The 19,209-nt window shown below is 69.8% G+C and carries 19 protein-coding genes; 7 read left to right on the forward strand and 12 right to left on the reverse strand.

Annotated elements, in window-relative coordinates; translation table 11 throughout:
• Nucleotides 1-13 precede the first annotated feature (13 nt).
• From ABLG96_RS10790 to ABLG96_RS10805, 4 genes are read right to left on the reverse strand one after another with little or no spacing between them, the layout of a single operon-like run.
• Nucleotides 14-2,428 (reverse strand): phosphoketolase family protein, encoded by a 2,415-nt coding sequence (locus ABLG96_RS10790; protein WP_353651321.1) that lies wholly within the window; start codon nt 2,426-2,428, stop codon nt 14-16.
• Entirely contained in the window at nt 2,425-5,097 is a 2,673-nt protein-coding gene (locus tag ABLG96_RS10795) for a cation-transporting P-type ATPase (RefSeq protein WP_353651322.1), read from the reverse strand. Before ABLG96_RS10795 ends, ABLG96_RS10790 begins: the two co-directional genes overlap by 4 nt.
• Nucleotides 5,094-6,002: a universal stress protein gene (locus tag ABLG96_RS10800; protein ID WP_353651323.1), complete on the reverse strand. Its 909-nt coding sequence runs from the start codon at nt 6,000-6,002 to the stop codon at nt 5,094-5,096. The genes ABLG96_RS10795 and ABLG96_RS10800 overlap by 4 nt, the downstream gene beginning before the upstream one ends.
• Nucleotides 6,003-6,018: 16 nt before the next feature.
• The gene (locus ABLG96_RS10805; protein WP_353651324.1) at nt 6,019-6,231 is read right to left on the reverse strand and encodes a hypothetical protein; all 213 of its coding nucleotides are present in this window, start codon (nt 6,229-6,231) and stop codon (nt 6,019-6,021) included.
• Nucleotides 6,232-6,396: 165 nt separating this feature from the next.
• On the opposite strand from ABLG96_RS10805, the gene ABLG96_RS10810 reads away from it, so the two are divergent.
• The gene (locus tag ABLG96_RS10810; RefSeq protein WP_353651325.1) at nt 6,397-7,065 is read left to right on the forward strand and encodes a BON domain-containing protein; all 669 of its coding nucleotides are present in this window, start codon (nt 6,397-6,399) and stop codon (nt 7,063-7,065) included.
• Between the two features lie 92 nt (nt 7,066-7,157).
• Nucleotides 7,158-7,799 (forward strand): response regulator transcription factor, encoded by a 642-nt coding sequence (locus ABLG96_RS10815; protein ID WP_353651326.1) that lies wholly within the window; start codon nt 7,158-7,160, stop codon nt 7,797-7,799.
• Between the two features lie 67 nt (nt 7,800-7,866).
• Here the strand turns inward: ABLG96_RS10815 and ABLG96_RS10820 are convergent, their stop codons facing one another.
• The gene (locus tag ABLG96_RS10820) at nt 7,867-9,393 is read right to left on the reverse strand and encodes a GAF domain-containing protein (RefSeq protein WP_353651327.1); all 1,527 of its coding nucleotides are present in this window, start codon (nt 9,391-9,393) and stop codon (nt 7,867-7,869) included.
• Between the two features lie 242 nt (nt 9,394-9,635).
• Between ABLG96_RS10820 and ABLG96_RS10825 the strand changes: the two genes are divergently transcribed.
• On the forward strand, nt 9,636-10,613 hold the full coding sequence (locus ABLG96_RS10825; RefSeq protein WP_353651328.1) for a nitroreductase: 978 nt from the start codon (nt 9,636-9,638) through the stop codon (nt 10,611-10,613).
• Between the two features lie 188 nt (nt 10,614-10,801).
• Here ABLG96_RS10825 and ABLG96_RS10830 read toward each other — a convergent pair whose 3' ends face one another.
• Nucleotides 10,802-11,734, reverse strand: a complete 933-nt coding sequence (locus ABLG96_RS10830) for a universal stress protein (protein ID WP_353651329.1) — start codon at nt 11,732-11,734, stop codon at nt 10,802-10,804.
• A 237-nt stretch (nt 11,735-11,971) separates the two neighbouring features.
• Here ABLG96_RS10830 and ABLG96_RS10835 point away from each other — a divergent pair, with 237 nt between their 5' ends.
• Nucleotides 11,972-12,985, forward strand: a complete 1,014-nt coding sequence (locus ABLG96_RS10835) for a nitroreductase (protein ID WP_353651330.1) — start codon at nt 11,972-11,974, stop codon at nt 12,983-12,985.
• Between the two features lie 5 nt (nt 12,986-12,990).
• Here ABLG96_RS10835 and ABLG96_RS10840 read toward each other — a convergent pair whose 3' ends face one another.
• On the reverse strand, nt 12,991-13,302 hold the full coding sequence (locus tag ABLG96_RS10840; protein ID WP_353651331.1) for a hypothetical protein: 312 nt from the start codon (nt 13,300-13,302) through the stop codon (nt 12,991-12,993).
• A 251-nt stretch (nt 13,303-13,553) separates the two neighbouring features.
• Between ABLG96_RS10840 and ABLG96_RS10845 the strand changes: the two genes are divergently transcribed.
• Nucleotides 13,554-14,057, forward strand: a complete 504-nt coding sequence (locus tag ABLG96_RS10845; RefSeq protein ID WP_353651332.1) for a universal stress protein — start codon at nt 13,554-13,556, stop codon at nt 14,055-14,057.
• A gap of 23 nt (nt 14,058-14,080) precedes the next feature.
• Here ABLG96_RS10845 and ABLG96_RS10850 read toward each other — a convergent pair whose 3' ends face one another.
• From ABLG96_RS10850 to ABLG96_RS10865, 4 genes are all read right to left on the reverse strand, one after another.
• A complete protein-coding gene (locus tag ABLG96_RS10850; protein WP_353651333.1) occupies nt 14,081-14,536 on the reverse strand; it encodes a hypothetical protein in 456 nt (151 codons plus the stop codon).
• 218 nt (nt 14,537-14,754) lie between these two features.
• Nucleotides 14,755-15,120 (reverse strand): hypothetical protein, encoded by a 366-nt coding sequence (locus ABLG96_RS10855; RefSeq protein WP_353651334.1) that lies wholly within the window; start codon nt 15,118-15,120, stop codon nt 14,755-14,757.
• 148 nt (nt 15,121-15,268) lie between these two features.
• A complete protein-coding gene (locus tag ABLG96_RS10860; protein ID WP_353651335.1) occupies nt 15,269-15,436 on the reverse strand; it encodes a hypothetical protein in 168 nt (55 codons plus the stop codon).
• 40 nt (nt 15,437-15,476) lie between these two features.
• Nucleotides 15,477-16,088 carry a hypothetical protein gene (locus tag ABLG96_RS10865; protein ID WP_353651336.1) on the reverse strand — a complete coding sequence of 204 codons (612 nt, stop codon included), beginning with the start codon at nt 16,086-16,088 and terminating at the stop codon, nt 15,477-15,479.
• 252 nt (nt 16,089-16,340) lie between these two features.
• Here ABLG96_RS10865 and ABLG96_RS10870 point away from each other — a divergent pair, with 252 nt between their 5' ends.
• A complete protein-coding gene (locus ABLG96_RS10870; protein WP_353651337.1) occupies nt 16,341-17,582 on the forward strand; it encodes a hypothetical protein in 1,242 nt (413 codons plus the stop codon).
• A complete protein-coding gene (locus ABLG96_RS10875; RefSeq protein ID WP_353651338.1) occupies nt 17,579-18,286 on the forward strand; it encodes a hypothetical protein in 708 nt (235 codons plus the stop codon). Before ABLG96_RS10870 ends, ABLG96_RS10875 begins: the two co-directional genes overlap by 4 nt.
• 89 nt (nt 18,287-18,375) lie before the next feature.
• Here ABLG96_RS10875 and ABLG96_RS10880 read toward each other — a convergent pair whose 3' ends face one another.
• The gene (locus ABLG96_RS10880) at nt 18,376-19,101 is read right to left on the reverse strand and encodes a TetR family transcriptional regulator (protein WP_353651339.1); all 726 of its coding nucleotides are present in this window, start codon (nt 19,099-19,101) and stop codon (nt 18,376-18,378) included.
• Nucleotides 19,102-19,209: the final 108 nt, after the last annotated feature.

Consider the following 19,209-nt stretch of genomic DNA (forward strand, 5'->3'; position numbering starts at 1 on the left):
CGCCCTCCGGCGCTCAGCTCAGCCGCCAGCCGGCAATGGCCGGATCGTCCTCGCCGTGCACCCGGGTGTACCGACGTGCCGCCGACCGGGCGTCCATCATGCTCTGGCGCAGCACCGCTGCCCTGGCACCGAGCGAGCGCACCCGATCGATCACGTCGATCACCAGGCTGAACCTGTCCAGTTCGTTGAGCATGACCATGTCGAACGGCGTGGTGGTGGTGCCCTCCTCGTGGTAGCCGTGCACGTGGAAGTTGGCGTGGTTGGTCCGCCGGTAGGTCAATCGGTGGATCAGTGTCGGATAGCCGTGGAAGGCGAAGATGACCGGCATGTCCGGCGTGAAGATCGCATCGAAGTCGTTGTCCGCCATGCCGTGCGGGTGCTGCGAGGGGGCTTGCAGCCGCATCAGATCGACGACGTTGATCACCCGGACCGACAGCTGGGGCAGATGCCGGCGCAACAGTTCCGCTGCTGCCAGGGTCTCGAGGGTGGGCACGTCACCGGCGCAGGCGAGCACGACGTCCGGGCGGCCGTCGACCTCAGATCCGGCCCACGGCCAGATGCCCAACCCGCGGGTGCAGTGGTCAGCCGCGTCGTCGATCGACAGGTAGTTGAGCTCCGGTTGCTTGCCCGCGACGATCACGTTCACGTAGTGCCGGCTGCGCAGGCAGTGATCGGCCACCGACAGCAGGGTGTTCGCGTCCGGCGGCAGGTACACCCGCACGACCTCGGGCTTCTTGTTCAGCACGTGGTCGATGAATCCCGGGTCCTGGTGCGAGAGTCCGTTGTGGTCCTGGCGCCAGACGTGTGAGGTGAGCAGGTAGTTGAGCGAGCTGATGGGGGGCCGCCAGGAGATGGCGCGGGTGGTGCTCAACCACTTGGCATGTTGGTTCAGCATCGAGTCGACGATGTGCACGAACGCCTCGTAGCAGTTGAACAGGCCGTGCCGTCCGGTGAGCAGGTAGCCCTCCAACCAGCCCTGGCACAGATGCTCGGACAACACCTCCATCACCCGGCCCCGGGGGGCGAGATGATCGTCGCCGGGGCGGATCTCGGCCGCCCACACCCGGTCGGTTGCCTCGAACACCGCCTGCAGTCTGTTCGACGCCGTCTCGTCCGGGCCCATGATGCGGAACGTCTCCGGGTTTGCTCTGATCACGTCCCGCAGCAGGGCGCCCAGGACAGCCGTCGCTCCGGAGAACGTGGTGGCCGGCCGGTCGACGGGCACGCCGTATGCGCGGAAGTCCGGCATCACCAGGTCCCGACGCAGCACCCCGCCGTTGCTGTGCGGGTTGGCGCTCATCCGACGGGGTCCCTGCGGGGGCAACGCGCGGAGCTCCGACCGGAGCCGACCGTCGGAGTCGAACAGTCGCTCGGGCCGGTAGCTGTGCATCCACGTCTCGAGCTGCCGTCGGTGCTCGTCGTTGGTCCTGACCTCGGCCAGCGGGACCTGGTGCGAGCGGAACGTCCCCTCCACCGGCTTGCCGTCCACGATCTTCGGGCCGGTCCAGCCCTTCGGGGTGCGCAGGATGATCATCGGCCAGGCCGGCGGGTGGTCGGGGTCGGCCGGAGCGCCGGATCGAGCGTGCTGCTGGATCGCCGCGATGTCGTCGACGGCCTGGTCGAGGACGGCGGACAGCTGTCGGTGCACCGCCATCGGCTCGTCGCCGGAGACGATCCGCGGGCTGTAGCCGTGGCCCCGCATGAGTTCCAGGAGCCGGTGCTCCGGCATCCGCGCCGAGACCGTCGGGTTCGCGATCTTCCATCCGTTGAGGTGCAGGATCGGCAGCACAGCACCGTCGGTGACGGGATCGATGAAGGTGCTCGACTGCCAGCTGCCGGCCAGCGGACCGGTCTCGGCCTCACCGTCGCCGATCACGCAGGCCACCAGCAGATCCGGGTTGTCCAGCACTGCACCGAACGAGTGGGACAGCGAGTAGCCGAGCTCGCCGCCCTCGTGGATCGAGCCGGGTGTCTCGGGCGCCACGTGGCTCGGGATGCCACCGGGGAAGGAGAACTGTCGGAACAGCCGGCGGATGCCGTCCGTCGACGGGTCGATGTCGGGGTAGGTCTCGCTGTAGGTGCCCTCGAGATAGGCGTTGGCAACCAATGCCGGCCCGCCGTGTCCCGGACCGGTCACGAACAGCACGTTCAGATCACGGTTCCGGATCACCCGGTTCAGGTGGGCGTACAACAGGTTCAACCCTGGCGTGGTCCCCCAGTGTCCGAGCAGGCGAGGTTTGACGTGCTCGGGCAGCAGGGGCTCGGTCAGCAGCGGGTTGTCCAACAGGTAGATCTGGCCCACCGCCAGGTAGTTGGCCGCCTCCCAGTACCGGTGCAGCAGTGAGAAGTCCTCGGGCACTGCGGCATCCGGCCCTGGCGGGGTTGTCGGCACCACGTGGTGCGCGGGTGGGGTGATGATGGCGGTCATCGGCGAGCTCCGGAGGATCGGGCGGGAGTCCCGTGACTGGTGTCGCGGGAGGGGGAACGAGGAGGTACGGCTCCGGCGGCGGGCGAGCGCCGCGACCGGTGGTACTTCTGCGCGGCGTCGGCTCCCCAGAGCATCGGCACCGCCAGCAGGGCGAGTGCCCAACCGAGGAGATCAGGCATGGCCGCGCCGAGCAAGGACGGCAGCGGTGGAACTGCGAGGAAGACGAACAGCAACGCCACCTCGACGATCACGGAGATCTGCAGGAGACGGTTGCCGGCGAAACCGACGGCACCGATCCAGCGGGTCTCGCTGCGACACGCAAAGGCATTGGCCAACTGTGCCAGCACGATCGCCGCGAACAGGCTGCCGGAGGCCAGCGCGAGCAGCGCTGGGCTCGCCGTCTCGCCGAAGGACCATCCGCCGAGCGCCAGCACGGCGAGATACGCCCCCAGTGAGGCAATTGCCTCGGCCGGTCCGAGCACACCGAATGCCCGGAACACGAGCCGACGATCGATGAGCGATCGGGACCTCACCGGCCCGGACATGGTGCGCCGATCGGCGGGTTCACCACCGAGGGCCAGCGCCGGCAGCAGATCGGTGCCGATGTCGAGGGCGAGGATCTGCAACACCGTCAGCCCGAGCGGGATCTGTCCGCCGGACAGCGCCCAGGCAACGAACGGGGCGAGCTCGGCGACGTTGTCGGTGAGGTGGTACGTGAGGAATCGCCGGACGTTGGCGAAGGTGGCCCGGCCGAGCTCGACCGCGCTGACGATGGTCCCGAAATGGTCGTCGAGCAGCACGATGTCGGCAGCCTGACGAGCGACGTCGGTGCCGGAGGCGCCCATGGCGACCCCGATGTCGGCCCGGCGGAGCGCCGGACCGTCGTTGACGCCGTCGCCGGTCATGGCCACCACGTGGCCGGCCTCCTGCAACACCCGGGCGATCCGCAGTTTGTCCTCCGGCTCGACCCGCGCCACCACCACACCGTCCCGCTCCAGGATCGCGGCAAGCGCGGTGTCGTCCGCGGGAAGCTCACTGGCGCGCAACACGATCCCGGCCTGCCCCAGCAGCCCGACCTCCGCGGCGACAGCCCTGGCCGTGGCCGGATGGTCCCCGGTGACCATGGCGATCTTGATACCCGCGACCCGGCAGCGGGCGATCGCCTCGGCCACGTCGGGTCGGGGTGGGTCCTGCAGGGCCAGAACGGCGAGCAACTCCGGGCCCACGCCGAGCGCCGGCGAGGTGGGGAATGCGCGGTCGGCCGGATCCGCTGCGCCGCGGGCGACAGCGAGCACCCGCAGGCCCTGTCCGGTGAGAAGCTCCACCGCTGCGGCGGCCTCCGGGGTCGCTCCCCGGCCACACAGCGGGAGGATGACGTCGGGCGCTCCCACCAGGTGGGTACCGTCGACATCGGTCGCGCTCGCCCGGCGCAGTGCGGGATCGAACGGGCTGTGGCGCAACGTCTCAGGGTCAGCGGCGGGGTCGGCGCCCAGTCGGTCGCGGGCGACGTGCACTGCCACCTCCATGGGATCGCCGACCGCGGTCCACCGGTCCTCGTGCCGCGCTGCCCGGCTGTCGGGCGAACACCGCGAGGCCGAGTCGAGGGCCGTTGCGGCGGCAGCCCTGGCCACCGGATCCCCGAGGACTGCGGCCGTCGGTGCATAGCCGGAACCGTCGATGTCGACCCACCCGGACGGCGTCCAGACCCTGACAACGGCCATCGCGTTCTGGGTCAGGGTTCCGGTCTTGTCGGTACAGATGAAGGTGGTGGCCCCGAGGGTCTCGACCGATTCGAGTCGGCGGACGAGCGCGTGCTGCCGGGCCATCTGCTGGGCAGCCCTGGCCAACGAAAGCGTCACCGTGGGCAGCAGGCCCTCCGGCACGAGGGCCACGCAGACACCGATGGCCAACAGCAGACCGTCCGTCAACGGCCTGCCGAGCAGCACCGAGACTCCGAAGAAGGCGACACCGACGCCGACGGCGACCAGGCCGATCGTCCGGACCACCCGGCGCAGTTGGACGGCCAGCGGGCTGGGCGGTGGTGCTGCGTCCCGGGTTGCCCGGTCGACGCCGGCCAGCCGGGTCCGTGGACCGGTCGCCGTGACGGTGGCCCACCCGTGTCCCAGCACGACGAAGGTGCCGGCGTACAACGACTCCCCCGTCCCTGGACGGACCGCACGGCTCTCCCCCGTCAGCAGCGAGGCATCGATGCCCAGCGTCGCCTCGCCGAGGATCGCCAGGTCTGCCGGCACCCGGTCACCGGCCTCCAGCACGACGACATCACCGACGACGAGCTCGGTGGCGTCCACCAGCACGCCGACACCGTCACGTCGGACGAGCGCCTGTGAGGGCATCATCCCGCCGAGGCGTTCCGCTGCCCGATCAGCGCGGTACTCCTGCACGAAGGCGAAGACCCCGTTGATCACGATCACCGCGACGATGGCGATGGCCAACGTCGGCATCCCAGCCACCAGCGACAGCGCCGCGGCGACCCAGAGCATCACCGCGAAGGCATGCACCATCTGCTGGGCCAACTGCAGCACAGGGTGCCGGCGCCGCGGTGGCGGCAGCGAGTTCGGTCCGTCCGACAGCAACAGACGGGACGCGGCAGCGGACGACAGCCCCGCGGATGTCGGCTGCGCGGCAATCGGCGGGGCAGCGTCGCTCATCCGGTCAGGTGCGCCGTGTCGGGCAGGACGACGACGACCCCCGCAGCGGCGGCGAGCAGCGCCCGGCTCGTGGAACCCGCTGCCAGGGAATGGATCCGGCCGGATCCGCGACGACCGATCACCACTTCGCTGCAATCAGCGGCCCGATCCACCAGGGCACCGGCCGCGCGATGGTGCACCAGCTCCCCGGTGACCTCGAGATCGGGGAAGCGGGCCCGCAGTCCGGTCAGCAGCCGGGTCAGCTCGCGTTCCCAGCGGGACGATTCGACCGTCCAGTTCTGCACCATCTGCAGACCTCCGGAGCTCTCGTCCAGCACCACCTCCACCCAGGCCATCAGCACGATCAGGCCGACCTCGGAACGGCGGGCTTCGTGGGCCGCGAACTCCAGCGCGGCCAGCGATCGGGGCGATCCATCCACCCCGACGAGCACCGGTCCGTGCACCCGGCCGCCGCCCGCGACCACCGCGACCGGCGCCTGCGATCTGGCCACCAGCCGGACCGGCACGGAGCCGTCGGGCTCGAAGGCGTCTCCGCCGGCCGTCCCGACGACGATCATCGCTGCTCGCCGGGACATCTCGGTGAGGACCTCCACCGGGTCGCCGGTGCGCACCTCGAACCGTGCGTGGACGTCCGGCAGCAGCGCGGTGACCCGTCCGGCTATCCCCATCAGTTCACCCAGCGGGTGGTTCGAGGCGATGCCGGCACAGTGCACGATGGTCAGTGGAACCCCCTGCTGCACAGCATGTCTCGCGCCCCAGACGGCAGTGTGGACGGCGCTGGCCGAGTCGTCGACGCCGACCACCACGCCACCTGTCGGCAGCGGTCCCCGGTCGGGTGTCTTCGTCGTCCTGGCGGTCGGCAGAGCGGAGGTGATGCTCGGGGGGAGTACCGGGGCGGTTGGCATGACGGAACCTCTCGTGTCAGTGGGCGTTCCGGAGGGTGTGCTCCGGGATCGGTCGGCTCCGGCCGTGCGTCGACGACCGGCGCCGGAGCGTGGTGGTGATGTCCGCAGCTTCGCCGGGAGCACCGGCGGCCGGCGACTCGCCCTCGTACTGCTTGACGACCCGCACCGACAGGCCGAGCAGCACCGGCACCACCACCGGCACGACGGGGGAAACACCCAGCACGTTCATCACGATCTCCTCACACCACGGACAGCAGAACACCAGTCCACCCGATCGCGTCCTGCCGACACAGGGCCCAAGGTCCCGTTGCAGCTCTCCCGTGCCGGGGGGCGGCCGAGAGTTCGAGGACGAACGCCTCTGGTCCCTGACCGGAACGGTCAGCAGACTGGGGCGATGACACAGACCGAACGGACGCTCGACCAGGCGCTGCAGGAAGCCGTCACCGACCAGCTCTGTCGGACGCCTGCGGTCGAGGAGGCCGCTGTCGGCGTCGGCGTGCTGAGCGGAACAGTGACCCTCTCGGGTGAGGTCCGGACCTACCCCGAGAAGCGGGCTGCCCTCGCTGCCGCGCTCGGCGTCCGGGGTGTCACTGCGGTCGCCGACGAGTTGGTCGTGGTGCGCAGCTCGGATCTTCCGTCCGACAGTCGTATCGCGGTGGCCGCATCGGAGGCACTGCGGAGTGCGGTTTCCGTTCCGGACACGGTCCAGGCAATGGTCCACGATCACGCGATCACGCTGTCCGGCAGCGTTTCCTGGGATTTTGAGCGTACTGCCGCACGTCATGCGGTCGCCTCGTTGGCCGGTGTGGTGGGCGTGTGGAGCACCATGACGATCACCCACCGCGGCCTTGCGTCGCCGGCGGCGGCCGAAGTGGCCATCACCGCCGCCCTTGACCGCACCGCGTCACTTGATGCGGGCACCATCAGGGTCGGCGTCGCCGGGAACGAGGTGACCCTCAGCGGGACGGTGCGGTCCGCGGTCGAGCGGCGACAGGCTGAGGACGCCGCGTGGTCCTGCCCCGGGGCCTCGACGGTGCAGAACCTGCTCATCATCCGTTCCTGACGACGGCGCAGCCGGACTAGTGTTCGGGAGCAGGTCGGCTGCCGTACCGAGGATCGGTATCCGGCGGCCGGGTCCCGTCGAGAGGAGCCCTCGTGCAGACCATCCGGGTGTTCCTGCTGGACGACCACGAGATCGTGCGCCGTGGCATCGTTGCCCTGCTCAACGCCGAGACCGACATCGTGGTGGTGGCCGAAGCGGCCGGCGCGGAAGAAGCGCGGGTGCGGTTGTCCCGGACGACAGTCGACGTCGCCGTGTTGGACGCTCGGCTCCCGGACGGGTCGGGCATCGACGTCTGCCGGGAGCTCCGATCCGAGCATCCCGAGATCCGGTGTCTCATCCTGACCTCGTACGACGATGACGACGCGCTGGTGGCTGCCGTGCTGGCGGGGGCCGACGGCTACCTGTTGAAGGAGATCCGCGGGGACGGTCTGGTCCGGGCCATCCGCGAGTTGGCCGCAGGGCGTTCGTTGCTGGATCCACGGATCACCGGGCCCCTGTTGGACCGACTTCGCGACTCCGACGTACGGGATCCCAGATTCGAAACCCTCACCGCGCGGGAGAAGGCCGTGCTGGCGCTCATCACCGAGGGGCTGACGAACCGTCAGATCGGCGACCGGTTGTTCCTGGCCGAGAAGACCATCAAGAACCACGTGTCGTCCCTGCTGTCCAAGCTCGGGATGGTGCGGCGGACCCAGGCGGCCGTGTACGGAGCCGACAACCGTCCTCCCGGGTGACCGGGGCCGGGGACACCGGTGCGCTGCTCCGGCGCAGACAATCAAGCCTCGTTCGATGTCCTGGGGGTCAGGTGTCGAGAGGAACGGTCCACAGCAGGGAGGTCCCCGCGGTGGCCGAGGAGTCCAGCTCCATCCGGCCGCCCAACGCGCCGGCCCGGGATCGCAGGTTGGCCAGACCGCTGTCGCGGGTGGCACCACCCGTACCGACGCCGTCGTCCACGACCTCGATCCGGAACCAGCCGTCGCGCACCCCCACCCGGACGTCCACCCGGTGTGCCAGGGCATGCCTGGCGACGTTGGTCAGCGCCTCACCGAGGACGGCCCGGATGTCCTGGCGCAGGGACAGCGGGGTCAGGGTGTCGACAGGTCCGAAGAACCGCACCGAAGGGGCTCTGCCGAGCGTGTCGGCGAGCGAGGCCGCGGTGTCGAGCACCACGCTGCGGGTGCCGGCTCCCTGGTGCTGCAACGCGAAGATCGACGTCCGGATCTGGGCGATGGCGTCGTCCAGCTCGCCGACGACATGCTCCAGCACCGGCAACAGTGCAGGGTCGACGGCCGGGGTGATCACACCTCTGATCGTCAGGCCGGCCGCGAACAACTGTTGGATCACCACATCGTGCAGATCGCGGGCGATGCGACTGCGATCCTCCCACTGGGCGATCCGGTCCTGGGCCTCACGGGTGTCCACCAGCTCGAGGGCCAGCGCCGCCTGGCCCGCAAAAGCAGACCCCATGTCGAGCTCCGCCAGCGTGAACACCCGTCGGCCGATCAGGCGTCCGACGAGGAGCGCACCTCGCGGCCGACCCGCGACGATCAACGGCAACCCCAGGACCTGGCCCACCCGGACGGTGTCATCGACGTGCACCTCCAGGCCGGCCACCTGATCGGCGTCGGCCAACCGCACCGGTTCCCCGGTCTCGATGATCGCCCGGGAGAGCGTCCCGAGGCTCGGATACTCCTCGCCACCGCCGTCTTCGTCGTCCGGCACCAGCGCAACTTCGACGCGCATCCGTTCCTGTCCCTCGACCTGCAGTACGACCTTGACGACGTCGGCGTCGACCAGTTCCCTGAGGCGTCGCGCGATGTCGCGCAGCGTGTGGTCGTTGCCCCGTCTGAGCAGCGTTCTGGTGATCTCGGTGGAGGCCCGGACCCAGGTGTCGCTGCGCTCGGTATCTGCGGCCAGCCGGAAGTTCTCGATGACCAGCGCTGCCGTCGCGGCCAGGAACTGCAGGATCGCGCCGGATCGGTCGCGGTCGCCCGCTGCGGTCGCGGAGATCTGGAGGACACCCAGGACCTCGTCCCGGAGCATGATGTCCGCCGACGCGACCTGGTCGCCGACGAACTCACCCGGTACCAGGAGCTCGATCAACCCGTCCGCCCCGAACACGGTGGCCGAACCGTCGGCCGCGCCGGTCAGCTCGCAGGCGCTACGGACCACACACGCCAGCGCCGATTCCACGGACGTCTGCGCGAGCACGTCACCGTGGACCGCCAGCAGGTCGGCCGCCGACACGAACGGGCCGAGACCGGTGCCGGCCCCCTGGTCACCTGCATTCGCCGGCCCGCGGGGCGTTCGAGCACGATCGTGTGCCAAGTGACACCTTCCCGATGCGTGGCCGGGCGGGGTGGCCGACGTACCGAGGGTCCCAGTCCCGGCGCCGAACCGCCAGCGGGCGTGGACTCCGCATCCTCCATGCCCGCCAGGTGGCCGGCGACGCTCCCGGCGATCGCCGCCGACCGTTCGAGGACCTTCGGCCGTGGCGGTCCGGCAGGTTTGCGCAGCAGGCTCACCTCGACCATCTCTCCGACTGTCAGGGGCGCAGCGTGGTGTTATCGGTGCTGGACCTGCATCCCGAGCAGGTACGAGGAGCGCTTTCCTCCGCCTGCCGCGCTCCGTCGCTGCTCAACTCCCAGCCCTGGGCGTTCATGCTCGGGGCGGATCACATCGAGCTGCACCTGGACACCCGGCGGCTGCTGCGGTCTGCGGATCCGGAACGACGCCAGGCACTGATCGCGTGCGGGGCCGCCCTGTTCAACCTGCGCCTGGCGCTCGTCGACCTCGGGGTGCGGGTGGACGAGCGGATCTGGCCGGACGGCCCGGACGGACCGCTCGCACGGGTCAGCGGTGGCGCTCCGGCCCGGCCGCGTCACCGGCTGCTGGAGCTTGCGCGAGCGATCCCGCACCGCCGGTCCAACCCTCGGCCCTTCCTTGCCGTACCGGTGCCGATCGCATTCCAACAGGTGCTGCTGCAGGCGGCCGCGGGCGAGGGTGCGACCCTGCACCTCGTCACCGAGCCCCACTCGCTGGTCAGTCTGCGTACGTGGACTGTCGACGCCCGGCGTCGTGATCGTGCGGATCCGGAGCGGGTGTCCGAACGCGTCCGATGGGCGGAAGCAGGCAGGTCACCTAAACCGACAGCGGCCGACCTCCGCGCTGACGGTCACCGCTGGACACCGACCACCGACGAGGTGCCGCGGTCGGTGGATGGTGATGACCCCCCCGACGGTGCGAACGAGCAGCCGCTGATCGCGGTCCTGACCACCGTCACCGACACACCCGGTGGACAGGTCGCCGCGGGGCTCGCGCTGGAGCGGACGTTGCTGTCCGCCACTGCACTGGGCCTGTCGATGTCGACCCTCCCGGAGCTCGTCGAGTTCGCCCCGGCGCGTGATCGGATCCGCTGCATGCTCGGCACGGGGGACTTCCCGCAGGCCCTGGTGCGGCTGGGCTTCGACGGTCCGGTCCGGCCCAGCGGGCGTCGGCCGGTCGAGGACTGCCTGATCACCGGCCCGCTGACCGCAGCCGATCGGTGAGGGCCGTTTCCAGGTCACCGTCGTTGCGGGACCGTCCTGGCGAGTGTGCCGGCGATGTCGGTTGCCCAGGAACGGATCTGTTCGAAATCGCGATGCGTACCCGCATTCTCACCGACGGCCATCTGGAGCGGCTCGCCGCGCGTCTGCGACGCGAGCTCGCCGAGGTCGGTCCCTCCGCGCCGGGATGATCACCGCGCCCGGGGATGGACGATGCAGACCGGCCCGACGGCGTGGGCGACGAGCGCCTGGCCGACGGATCCCAGCAGCAGGCCGGTGAATCCGCCACGGCCCCGACTGCCGACGACCAGCAGCGCCGGGGTGGCGGGCAGCGCACCGTTCTCGTTGTCGAGCCCCAACAGTCCTGCCGCAGCCGGGCCACGCAGCACCAGCGGGTGGACGGGCACATCCGGGTACTTCTCGGACCAACCGGCGAGCTGCTCTGCCAACAACCGGTGCTGCTCCGCCTCGATGTCCTGGAGGTCGGTCTCGGTCAGGTACGGAACCAGGTAGCTGTCGCCGGGGGCGCCGGGCGAGGTCCGGACGGCGATCAGCCGGGTGTGCCGGAAGGAAGCTTCCTCGAAGGCGAACGAAAGTGCCTCCTCGGAGGAGTCCGATCCGTCGAGTCCGACCATCACCGGGTGTTCCCGACCGGGTCCGGTCGGTGGCTCGTCCCGCACGATGACCACCGGTCCCGTTCCGTGGGTGGCGAGCCGGAGAGCGACCGAGCCGACCAACATTCCCAGGATCCGGTTGCTGCCGTGCGCCCCGACGACCGTCATCAGCGCCCGCTCCGACTGCTCGAGCAGTTCGACGGCCGGCTGCGAGCGGCAGAGCTCCGTGGTCACGGTCAGCGCCGGGAAGGCGGCGGTCACCTGGGCGGCTCCCTGATCGAGGATCGTCCGGCCGTACTCCTCCAGCGTCTCGACGTAGGCCGGCTGCATGGCCTCCGCGCCCGAGAATGCTCCGACCACGGGGGACCATGCGTACACCAGACGGATGTCGGCACGGCGCCGATCTGCCTCGGTGGCGGCCCAATCGACGGCGGCGGTCGACTGCGGGGAGCCGTCCACCCCGACCACGATCACGTTCTCCGGTGACACACTGTCGACGAACTCACTCATCGCTGGATCTCCTTGTTCCTGGAATGTGCTGGCGCACACCCTGACCTCAGCGTCCGCCGTCCCCGCCACGCTCGACAGAGGCGAAGGTCACGACCGGATCCGTCGCGCCACAGCGGCCGGCAGCGCCCGTAATCCTGGCCGTGGGGGGGTCTTCCGACCCTGGCGTCGGCGAGGCCGGCGCCGGAGGCTCGACGTCCGGACCCGTCCAGCCAGGACCGTCGCGTGGGAGGCTCATCGATGAATGCAGACCCGCTTCCGTCGGGGGCGGTCGGCCGCCTCGATCGAGACCAGGTGGTGCAGGTACTGCGGGCCGCCGTCGCGGCGCCGTCCCTGCACAACAGTCAGCCGTGGAGATTCGGCACCACCGCGTCATCCTTCGAGGTGTTCGCCGATCCCGAACGCGGCCCGCGCATCTGCGATCCCGACGACCGGGCGGTGTACCTGGCGTGCGGGGCGGCACTGCTCAACCTGCGGCTCATGGTGAGCAACCTGGGTGTCCATCCCGACGTTCGGCTCTTCCCCGACGCAGCGGACCCGTCGCACGTGGCCTCCGTATCGTGCCGACAGCCGGCCCACGTCGACCCGATGACCCGACGGTTGGTCGCGGCCATCGCACTGCGCCACACCTATCGGCGACCCATGCTCGACAGTCGGGTTCCCGATCTGCTCCGCGCAGCTCTCCGCGACGCTGCTCGTGAGGAGCACGCGTGGTTGGTCGGGTTCCCCGAGGAGCAGTTGTCGCAGCTGCGGACTCTGGTCGGTGAAGCGCATCGACTGCAGCACGCCGATCCTGCTTTCGTCCAGGAGTGGCGGTCGTGGACCGGTCGCCCGGCCGGCTCGCCGGACGGCGTGCCGGCAACGGCCGCAGGCCCCCTGCCGGAGCAACAGGACGTCTGGGTGCTCCGCGACTTCAGCGGTGGGAACGGGGTGGTCCGGGCACCGGGCCGGGACTTCGAGTCCGACCCGTACCTGCTCTGTGTTGCGACCTTCGTGGAAGGCCCGCATGCGCAGGTCCAGGCCGGCGCCGCCCTGCAGCGGGTGTTGCTGCGCGCCGCGGCCGACGGTGTCACCGCGTCGTTCCTGTCCCAGCTCATCGAGGTGCCCTCGACATGCCGCGAGCTGCGTCGCCTGATCGGGGGTGCCCTGCGGCCGCAGGTCGTCCTTCGTCTCGGCTACGGAGGGCAGACACCGGCCACCGCCCGCCGCCCCGTCGCGGACGTCGTCGATTTCGGCGGACCCGCTGCGGGGTGACGGGCTCAGCGCTCGGCGGCGACGTGCTGCTCCCGCATCCGGACCAGGTGATCGCCCAGATCGATGCACAGCTGTCGATCGTCATCGGCCAACGCGGCACGCAGCAGGTCGTGGGCAGAGATGACAGCGACGACATCGTCGCCCTCCTTCACCACCAGCGAGCAGGTACCCAGCCTGATCATCTCCGCGGCGGCGCTCTGCAGGTCGGCATCGATGGAGGTGGACTGCGCCATGGCAGTGCGGTCGGCGGTCATCAGGGCACCATGGCTCCGGGTGTCACAGGTGGCGGACGGTTCGACCAGCTCACGGATCCTCATGCGGTGCTCCTCGGGGCTTCGGGATGGACTGCCTGCCTGCCTGCCTCAGACTCGCAGCGACCGAGGCGCCGGTGAAGAGTCCGAAGACCCTGCTCTCGCGAGGCTGCGTCCGGGACGTCGACGCGAAGCTCTCACTCTTCCCGAAACCCGCGCCGGCATGCGTCTTTCGGCCCTAGTCGGTGCGCGACCGGGTGCGGAGACTCATCGGTGACGAGGTCGTCGTGACCCCGATCCGGATGACAGGAGTTGACATGAGCGTGAACACGAGTGCGGCCCAGGCGGGCATCGTCGTCGGCGTGGACGGATCCGACGAGAGCCTGCTGGCGCTGCGATGGGCGTTGGCTGAGGGCGCGCGCCGATCGGAGGTCGTCGAGGTCGTGCACTGCTGGTATCCGCGATCGATGGTGGATGCAGTGTTCGGCAACGGCGCGGAGATGCGGACCGGGTCGGAGTGCATGTTGCAGAACGAGGTCGCGAAGGCGCGCAATGAGTTCGACGGGGCACCTGAGGTGCGCACGCTGAGCGTCCACGGGCGTCCGGTGTCGACCCTGGTCGCGCGTTCGAGCGACGCGCGCCTGCTCGTCGTGGGCGACCGCGGGTACACCGGTCTCAAGGAGCGTCTGCTCGGCTACGTGTCCGACGGGTGCGTGCGACGCGCGCGCTGTTCCGTGGTCGTGGTTGGGGACGGCAAGGTCACCGTGACGCCGGCCCCGGTGGCCGCCGTCGGTGCAGATGCCGTGATGCCAGTCTGGTGATCAGCGATCCCGGACGATCGCCGTCAAGAGCGTCGCGATCGTCCGGGCCACGGATTGCGCAGGGCCGTCAGGATGGCGAGCAGGTCGATCCTCCTGCACGGTGGCACCCGCCACGGGAGCGAGCAGTCCGGCGGCCGCCACTGCATGGCCGCCACTGAGAGTCCCATTCCTGCTCCGACGGCCTGCCGGGCGATGGTCCTGGTCCGGCGGGCCAGCACAATGGCCTCGGTGAGGACGTCGATCCGATCGACCGCGAGCACGACGGCGGTCTCCGATGACGCAATTGCGCCCCGGGCCGCCAGCGCGACACCCACGCCCGCGGCGGCCGGCGCAGGCGCATCGTTGATGCCGTCGCCGACCATGATGGTCAGCGCATCCGCCGATTCCCGCTGCCATTTTCCCTGCAGGATCCAGATCCGCTGCCACCAGGTCGACCCCGATGAGCTCCCCGGGGGGCTGGGCGAGATCCGTGCGGTCACCGGTGGCCACCACCGCGATGATGTTGCCCGCCTACGGTTGTCCGATCAGCAACGTGCCCGCCAGAGCCATCGCGGCCAGCACGTCCACGCCCGGACCACGGTGGAACCACCCGAGCACCGTCCATCCGATCGCAGCGACCGGTCCGACCAGCGTTCCGGTGGTCCACACCACCGTCGAGGCGGCCGCAGGTCCGCCGTCACCAGAGCCGCCCCTGCGATCAGCGCCCCCAGCGAGGCGACGAGCAGACGGAACGCACGGCATCGCCGAGCGCCAGCGGCAGCAGCACGATGACGGCGAACAGCGCCGGGTCCAGACGTCCCGCCCGGACGGCCGGAAACCCGATCAGGACAACGGCCACCGATCCGGCGCCGGTCAGCGCGAGGGCGAGCGACGCCCGGATCCCGGCCGACAGCGCCCGCGCACGGCTGATCCTCGTCAGCTGGGCATCGTGGATCGCGACGTCCTGCACTGCTCGCGGCACCCTGCCGGTGGCCACGAGATCGTCCATCCCGCCGAGCATCTCGGCCACCGTCCGGTCGCGGTCCCCGAGCCCGCAGGCGCGCACGATCACGATGGCCACCATCAGGGTCAGCACCCACCCCGCCCGCCGTCGTCACGATCAACCAGCCGGCGGTGCCGGTGAGCACCACCGAGAACGCCGCTCCCCCGATCCCGGCCATTGCGGCGACCCAGTCGAGATCACCACGGCCGCAACAACTTCAGCACGGCGATCACACGGTCACCAGGCCCAATCCGACGATCTCGTCCGCGAGGGCCGGCACTGCGGGGCGGTGGGTGGTGATCACGGCGGTCCGACCCGACAGCAGGGTCCGCAGGCCGGTGATGACCTGGGCCTCGGCCGCATCGTCCAGACCCGCTGTCGGCTCGTCGAGCAACACCAGGGGGCCGTGGGTCGACCGGCGATCGCCGGCTATCTGATCAACGCAGCCACGGAAGGCGACGGACGAGGTCCGAATCGGCCCATCGACGTCCCAGCCCGAGGTGTTCCCCGGCGCCACAGAGAGCCACCACGATCAGCCCCAGCGCATAGATCACGTGGTAGTCGATCAACGGGTTCGTCGAGCCGGACGGCTCGCCGGCATCGGTGAAGCGGGCCAGCGGCCATTCGGCGATCCACATCGAGGCCATCAACACGGTTCCGGCCACGGCGGAGACTCGAAGGCCGATGCCGAGCAGGACGGCGACACCGACGCCCAGCAGCCCGAGCATGAACACCCAGTCGAGCAGCACGGCGCCCGACCACGAGCGGAACATGGCGCTGAACGGGCCGACGTCGCTGTGGCCGAGGAATCCGCTGGTCGGCGACCCACCGCTGATCCAGGATTTCGCGCCGGATGTGCTGTAGCCCAAGCCGATCAGCTTGTCGAGGAACGGCCAGAGGAAGATGAACCCGAGCCCGATGCGTAGCAGCGCCAGGGCCGTTCCGGCCGGACCTCGGGCGGGAGCAGCGACGGTCGACCTGTTGCCTGCGGGGACATCTCGCACCGGGGCAGTGAGCACGGGTGCGGGCTGAGCGGGATGGATGGTCATGACGATCCCTTTCGACTGGATCTCGCGGCACCCGATCGGGGGTCTCCCCCGGGGGTGGGCCGGATGCACCCAGCGAACGCCACGCGTGATGGGCTCGACAGGGTCAGAGGTCCCGTCCTGCGGCGTCTGCAACCTGTTGGAGGACGGGACCTTTGGCTCTGCAGCGCGACAGCCGGCCGGTGCGACGCTGGTCGAATCCGAGAGACGGCCCCGTGGCTCCACCTCCCGATCAGGTGAGAAGGGTAGGTATCCGTGTCCGTCCAGACTCCCGTGGTTCCACCGCCGTCCGCTGCGGGCGACCCGGCCTCCGACGACGCCTTGCAGCGGCAGATCGGTAGGAGGGCAATGCTCAGGGGCTTGGGTCTGGCCGGCGCGACGATCGTCGTGGCGGGTGCCGGAGGTCTCAGCTATCGGGTGTTCGACAACGGTGTGCTGGACTCGGGTTCGGGTGATCCGTACGAGGCCTGGACGCACTGGCGCTCAGATGCCACCCTGACGGGTGCGGTCGGCGCCGCGATCCTGGCGGCCAACCCGCACAACACACAGCCGTGGATCTTCGAGATCACCGACACCACCGTGGATGTGTTCACCGACCAGTCGCGCCGAATGCCGGAGACGGATCCTTTCGGACGGGAGCACCACGTCGGCATCGGCTGCGCGCTGGAGAACCTGGTGTTGGCCGCTCGAGCCCGCGGCTTGGAGCCCGCGGTGACACTCCTGCCGACCGCGGGCGACCCGCTGCATCTGGCCCACGTCACGACGACCACCCGCCCGGCAGCATCCTCCTCCCTGCACGAGGCCATCGGCAGCCGCCACAGCAATCGCGGCCCCTACACGAGCACGCCGCTGGCGGAGGCCACGTTGGCCGGCTTCTCCGACCTGGCCGCCGATCTGTCCGGGCTCACGGTTCGCTGGCTCACCACGGACAGCGAGAAGGCAGCACTGGGAGCCTTGATGCTCGACGCTGCGCAGGCTGTCGTCGACGATGAAAGGTCCTCTGCCGAGGGCTTCGGCTGGTTCCGGAACGACCGTGACGACATCGATCGGTTCCGCGACGGGCTCACGCTGGACGGCCAGGGAATGACCGACACCACGCTCGCGCTCGGCAAGATACTTCCCGCGTCCTCGCGCGTCGCCGGAGACCAGTTCTGGCTCGAGCAGACTCGCTCCGTACACACCGCCACCGCCGCGGCCTACGGCGTGCTGCTCGCCGCGGACCCCTCGGACGTCCGGACCCGACTGGCAGGTGGTCGACTGCTACAGCGGACACACCTTTCTGCAACCGCCGAAGGGCTTGGCCTGCAACACATGAACCAGATCACCGAACGCATCGGTCGCGAACGATCCATCGGGGTCGCAGCTACGTTCGCGCCGCGGTTCGATGCCCTCATCGGCGAGCCCGGGCTGGCCGGCCTGTGCGCATTCCGTGCCGGACATCCCGTTGGGCTCGGCCGGCCGAGCCCACGACGGACACTCGCCGCGGTGATCCGATGACCCCCACGCGGACCTACCGGTCGGCCGCCGTGCTGGGCGTCGCCGGCGGTGTTCTCGGCATCCTCGCCGGCCTCGTCCAGCTCTCGTTCGGCAGCCGGATCGGCACCTGGGGTGGGCAGAAGACCGATCCGGTCGGTCTGGGCCTGCTGACCATGATGCTCGGGGCGGTCGCGGTCGCCAGTGCACTGGTCCTGGTCGGCGGTCGACGTCGATCCCCCACCCTGCCGTCACCGGAGCGGCGAGCTGGTGTGTCGGCCGGTCTGGGAATCCCTGCGCTGCTGTGCTTCACCACGGTCGGATCGCTGTGGTACCTGCCCGGAATCGTGCTGCTCACCGCAACGGTCCTCATCGTCCTTGCCGGCGATCGGCACGCCCTGCGGGCAGCCATCGCCTCCGACTGGCTCAGTGCTCTGCTGACGCTGCTGGGTGCGTTCGTGCTCATGATGGCGTTGACAGCGGCGCCGGTCACCACCATCGTCGGCGTGATCGGCGGGCTGGTGGTGATGACCGGTGCCTGGCTGCCCGTCCGGCGTCCGGTCCGGATGCTCTTGGTCGCGGCCGGAACTCTCCCGTTCGCCGTTCTGACCTGGTGGACCCTGCTGACTCCGGCACTGGCAGTGCTGGCGTTGGTTGTTGCGGCGGCTGCCTCGACATCACCTGCAGCGTTGACCCGATCGCGGCCGCGCGCTCCCGCCGCCGTCTGAATCAGACGCGACACCTGATGACCCGCCGGCTGTCGGTAGCTCCCTGCGGACAGGGGGACTTGAACCCAGGTCGGAGAGAAGCACGTTCTTCACATCAGTGAACCCTGCGGGTCCTCTCGGGTCCCGGTGGATCCCGTGCCATTGATCTGATCAGCGCACGGGTGGTCCCGGCGCCGCGACTGACTCGCCTCATGGTCGGGCGAGGACAGTGCGGGCTCGGGCACAAGCAGCCGTTGGAACGAGGGTCCGAGAGTTCGGACCAGCACTTCCATCTCGGCATCGACCAGAGCAGGCACGCCCACCACCCGTCGACCCACCACGACGCCGATCAGCAGCGACGCCGCCAAGCCAGCACGCAGGATTGCCTCGTCCCCGCGCCCAGCCATACCGTGTACCAACCGGGACTGGATGAACTCGCGCAGCTGATCCCGTGCGGTAACAGTGACGACTGCACTTCGAAGCATCGCCATCAATGGTTCTGATTCTGCAGCAGGTCCGTCCCAAGCCTGCAGGTAGGCGCGCACAACCCGCTCCCCCAGGTGCTCGTCGGGGCCCTCGAAAGCCGTGTCGAATCGCTGCAGCGCTGAGGCGGGCACTTCCATCACCGCAGCGAACAGGCCGTTCTTGGAGCCGAAGAACTGCATGACCTGGGATGCATCCACTCCGGCGTCACCAGCAACACCGCGGATGGTCGTCCCGGCGAACCCGTCGGCAGCGAATCTCGCCCGGGCGGCTGCCAGCACGGCTTCCCGGGTGCTGGCAGTTCCGGGACGTCGCCCGACGCGGGACGGCCGCGGCGCACCGGATGACTTCATCCCCTCACGGTACTGCCAGTCACAGTTTTCTCAACATCTGTTGAGTTATTGCGTGTTCGGTCCTACTCTCGGATGTAGCAGAGCCCGCTGAGGACTCTCGACACCCAG

It is taken from the genome of Nakamurella sp. A5-74, assembly GCF_040438885.1.
GTDB lineage: Bacteria > Actinomycetota > Actinomycetes > Mycobacteriales > Nakamurellaceae > Nakamurella.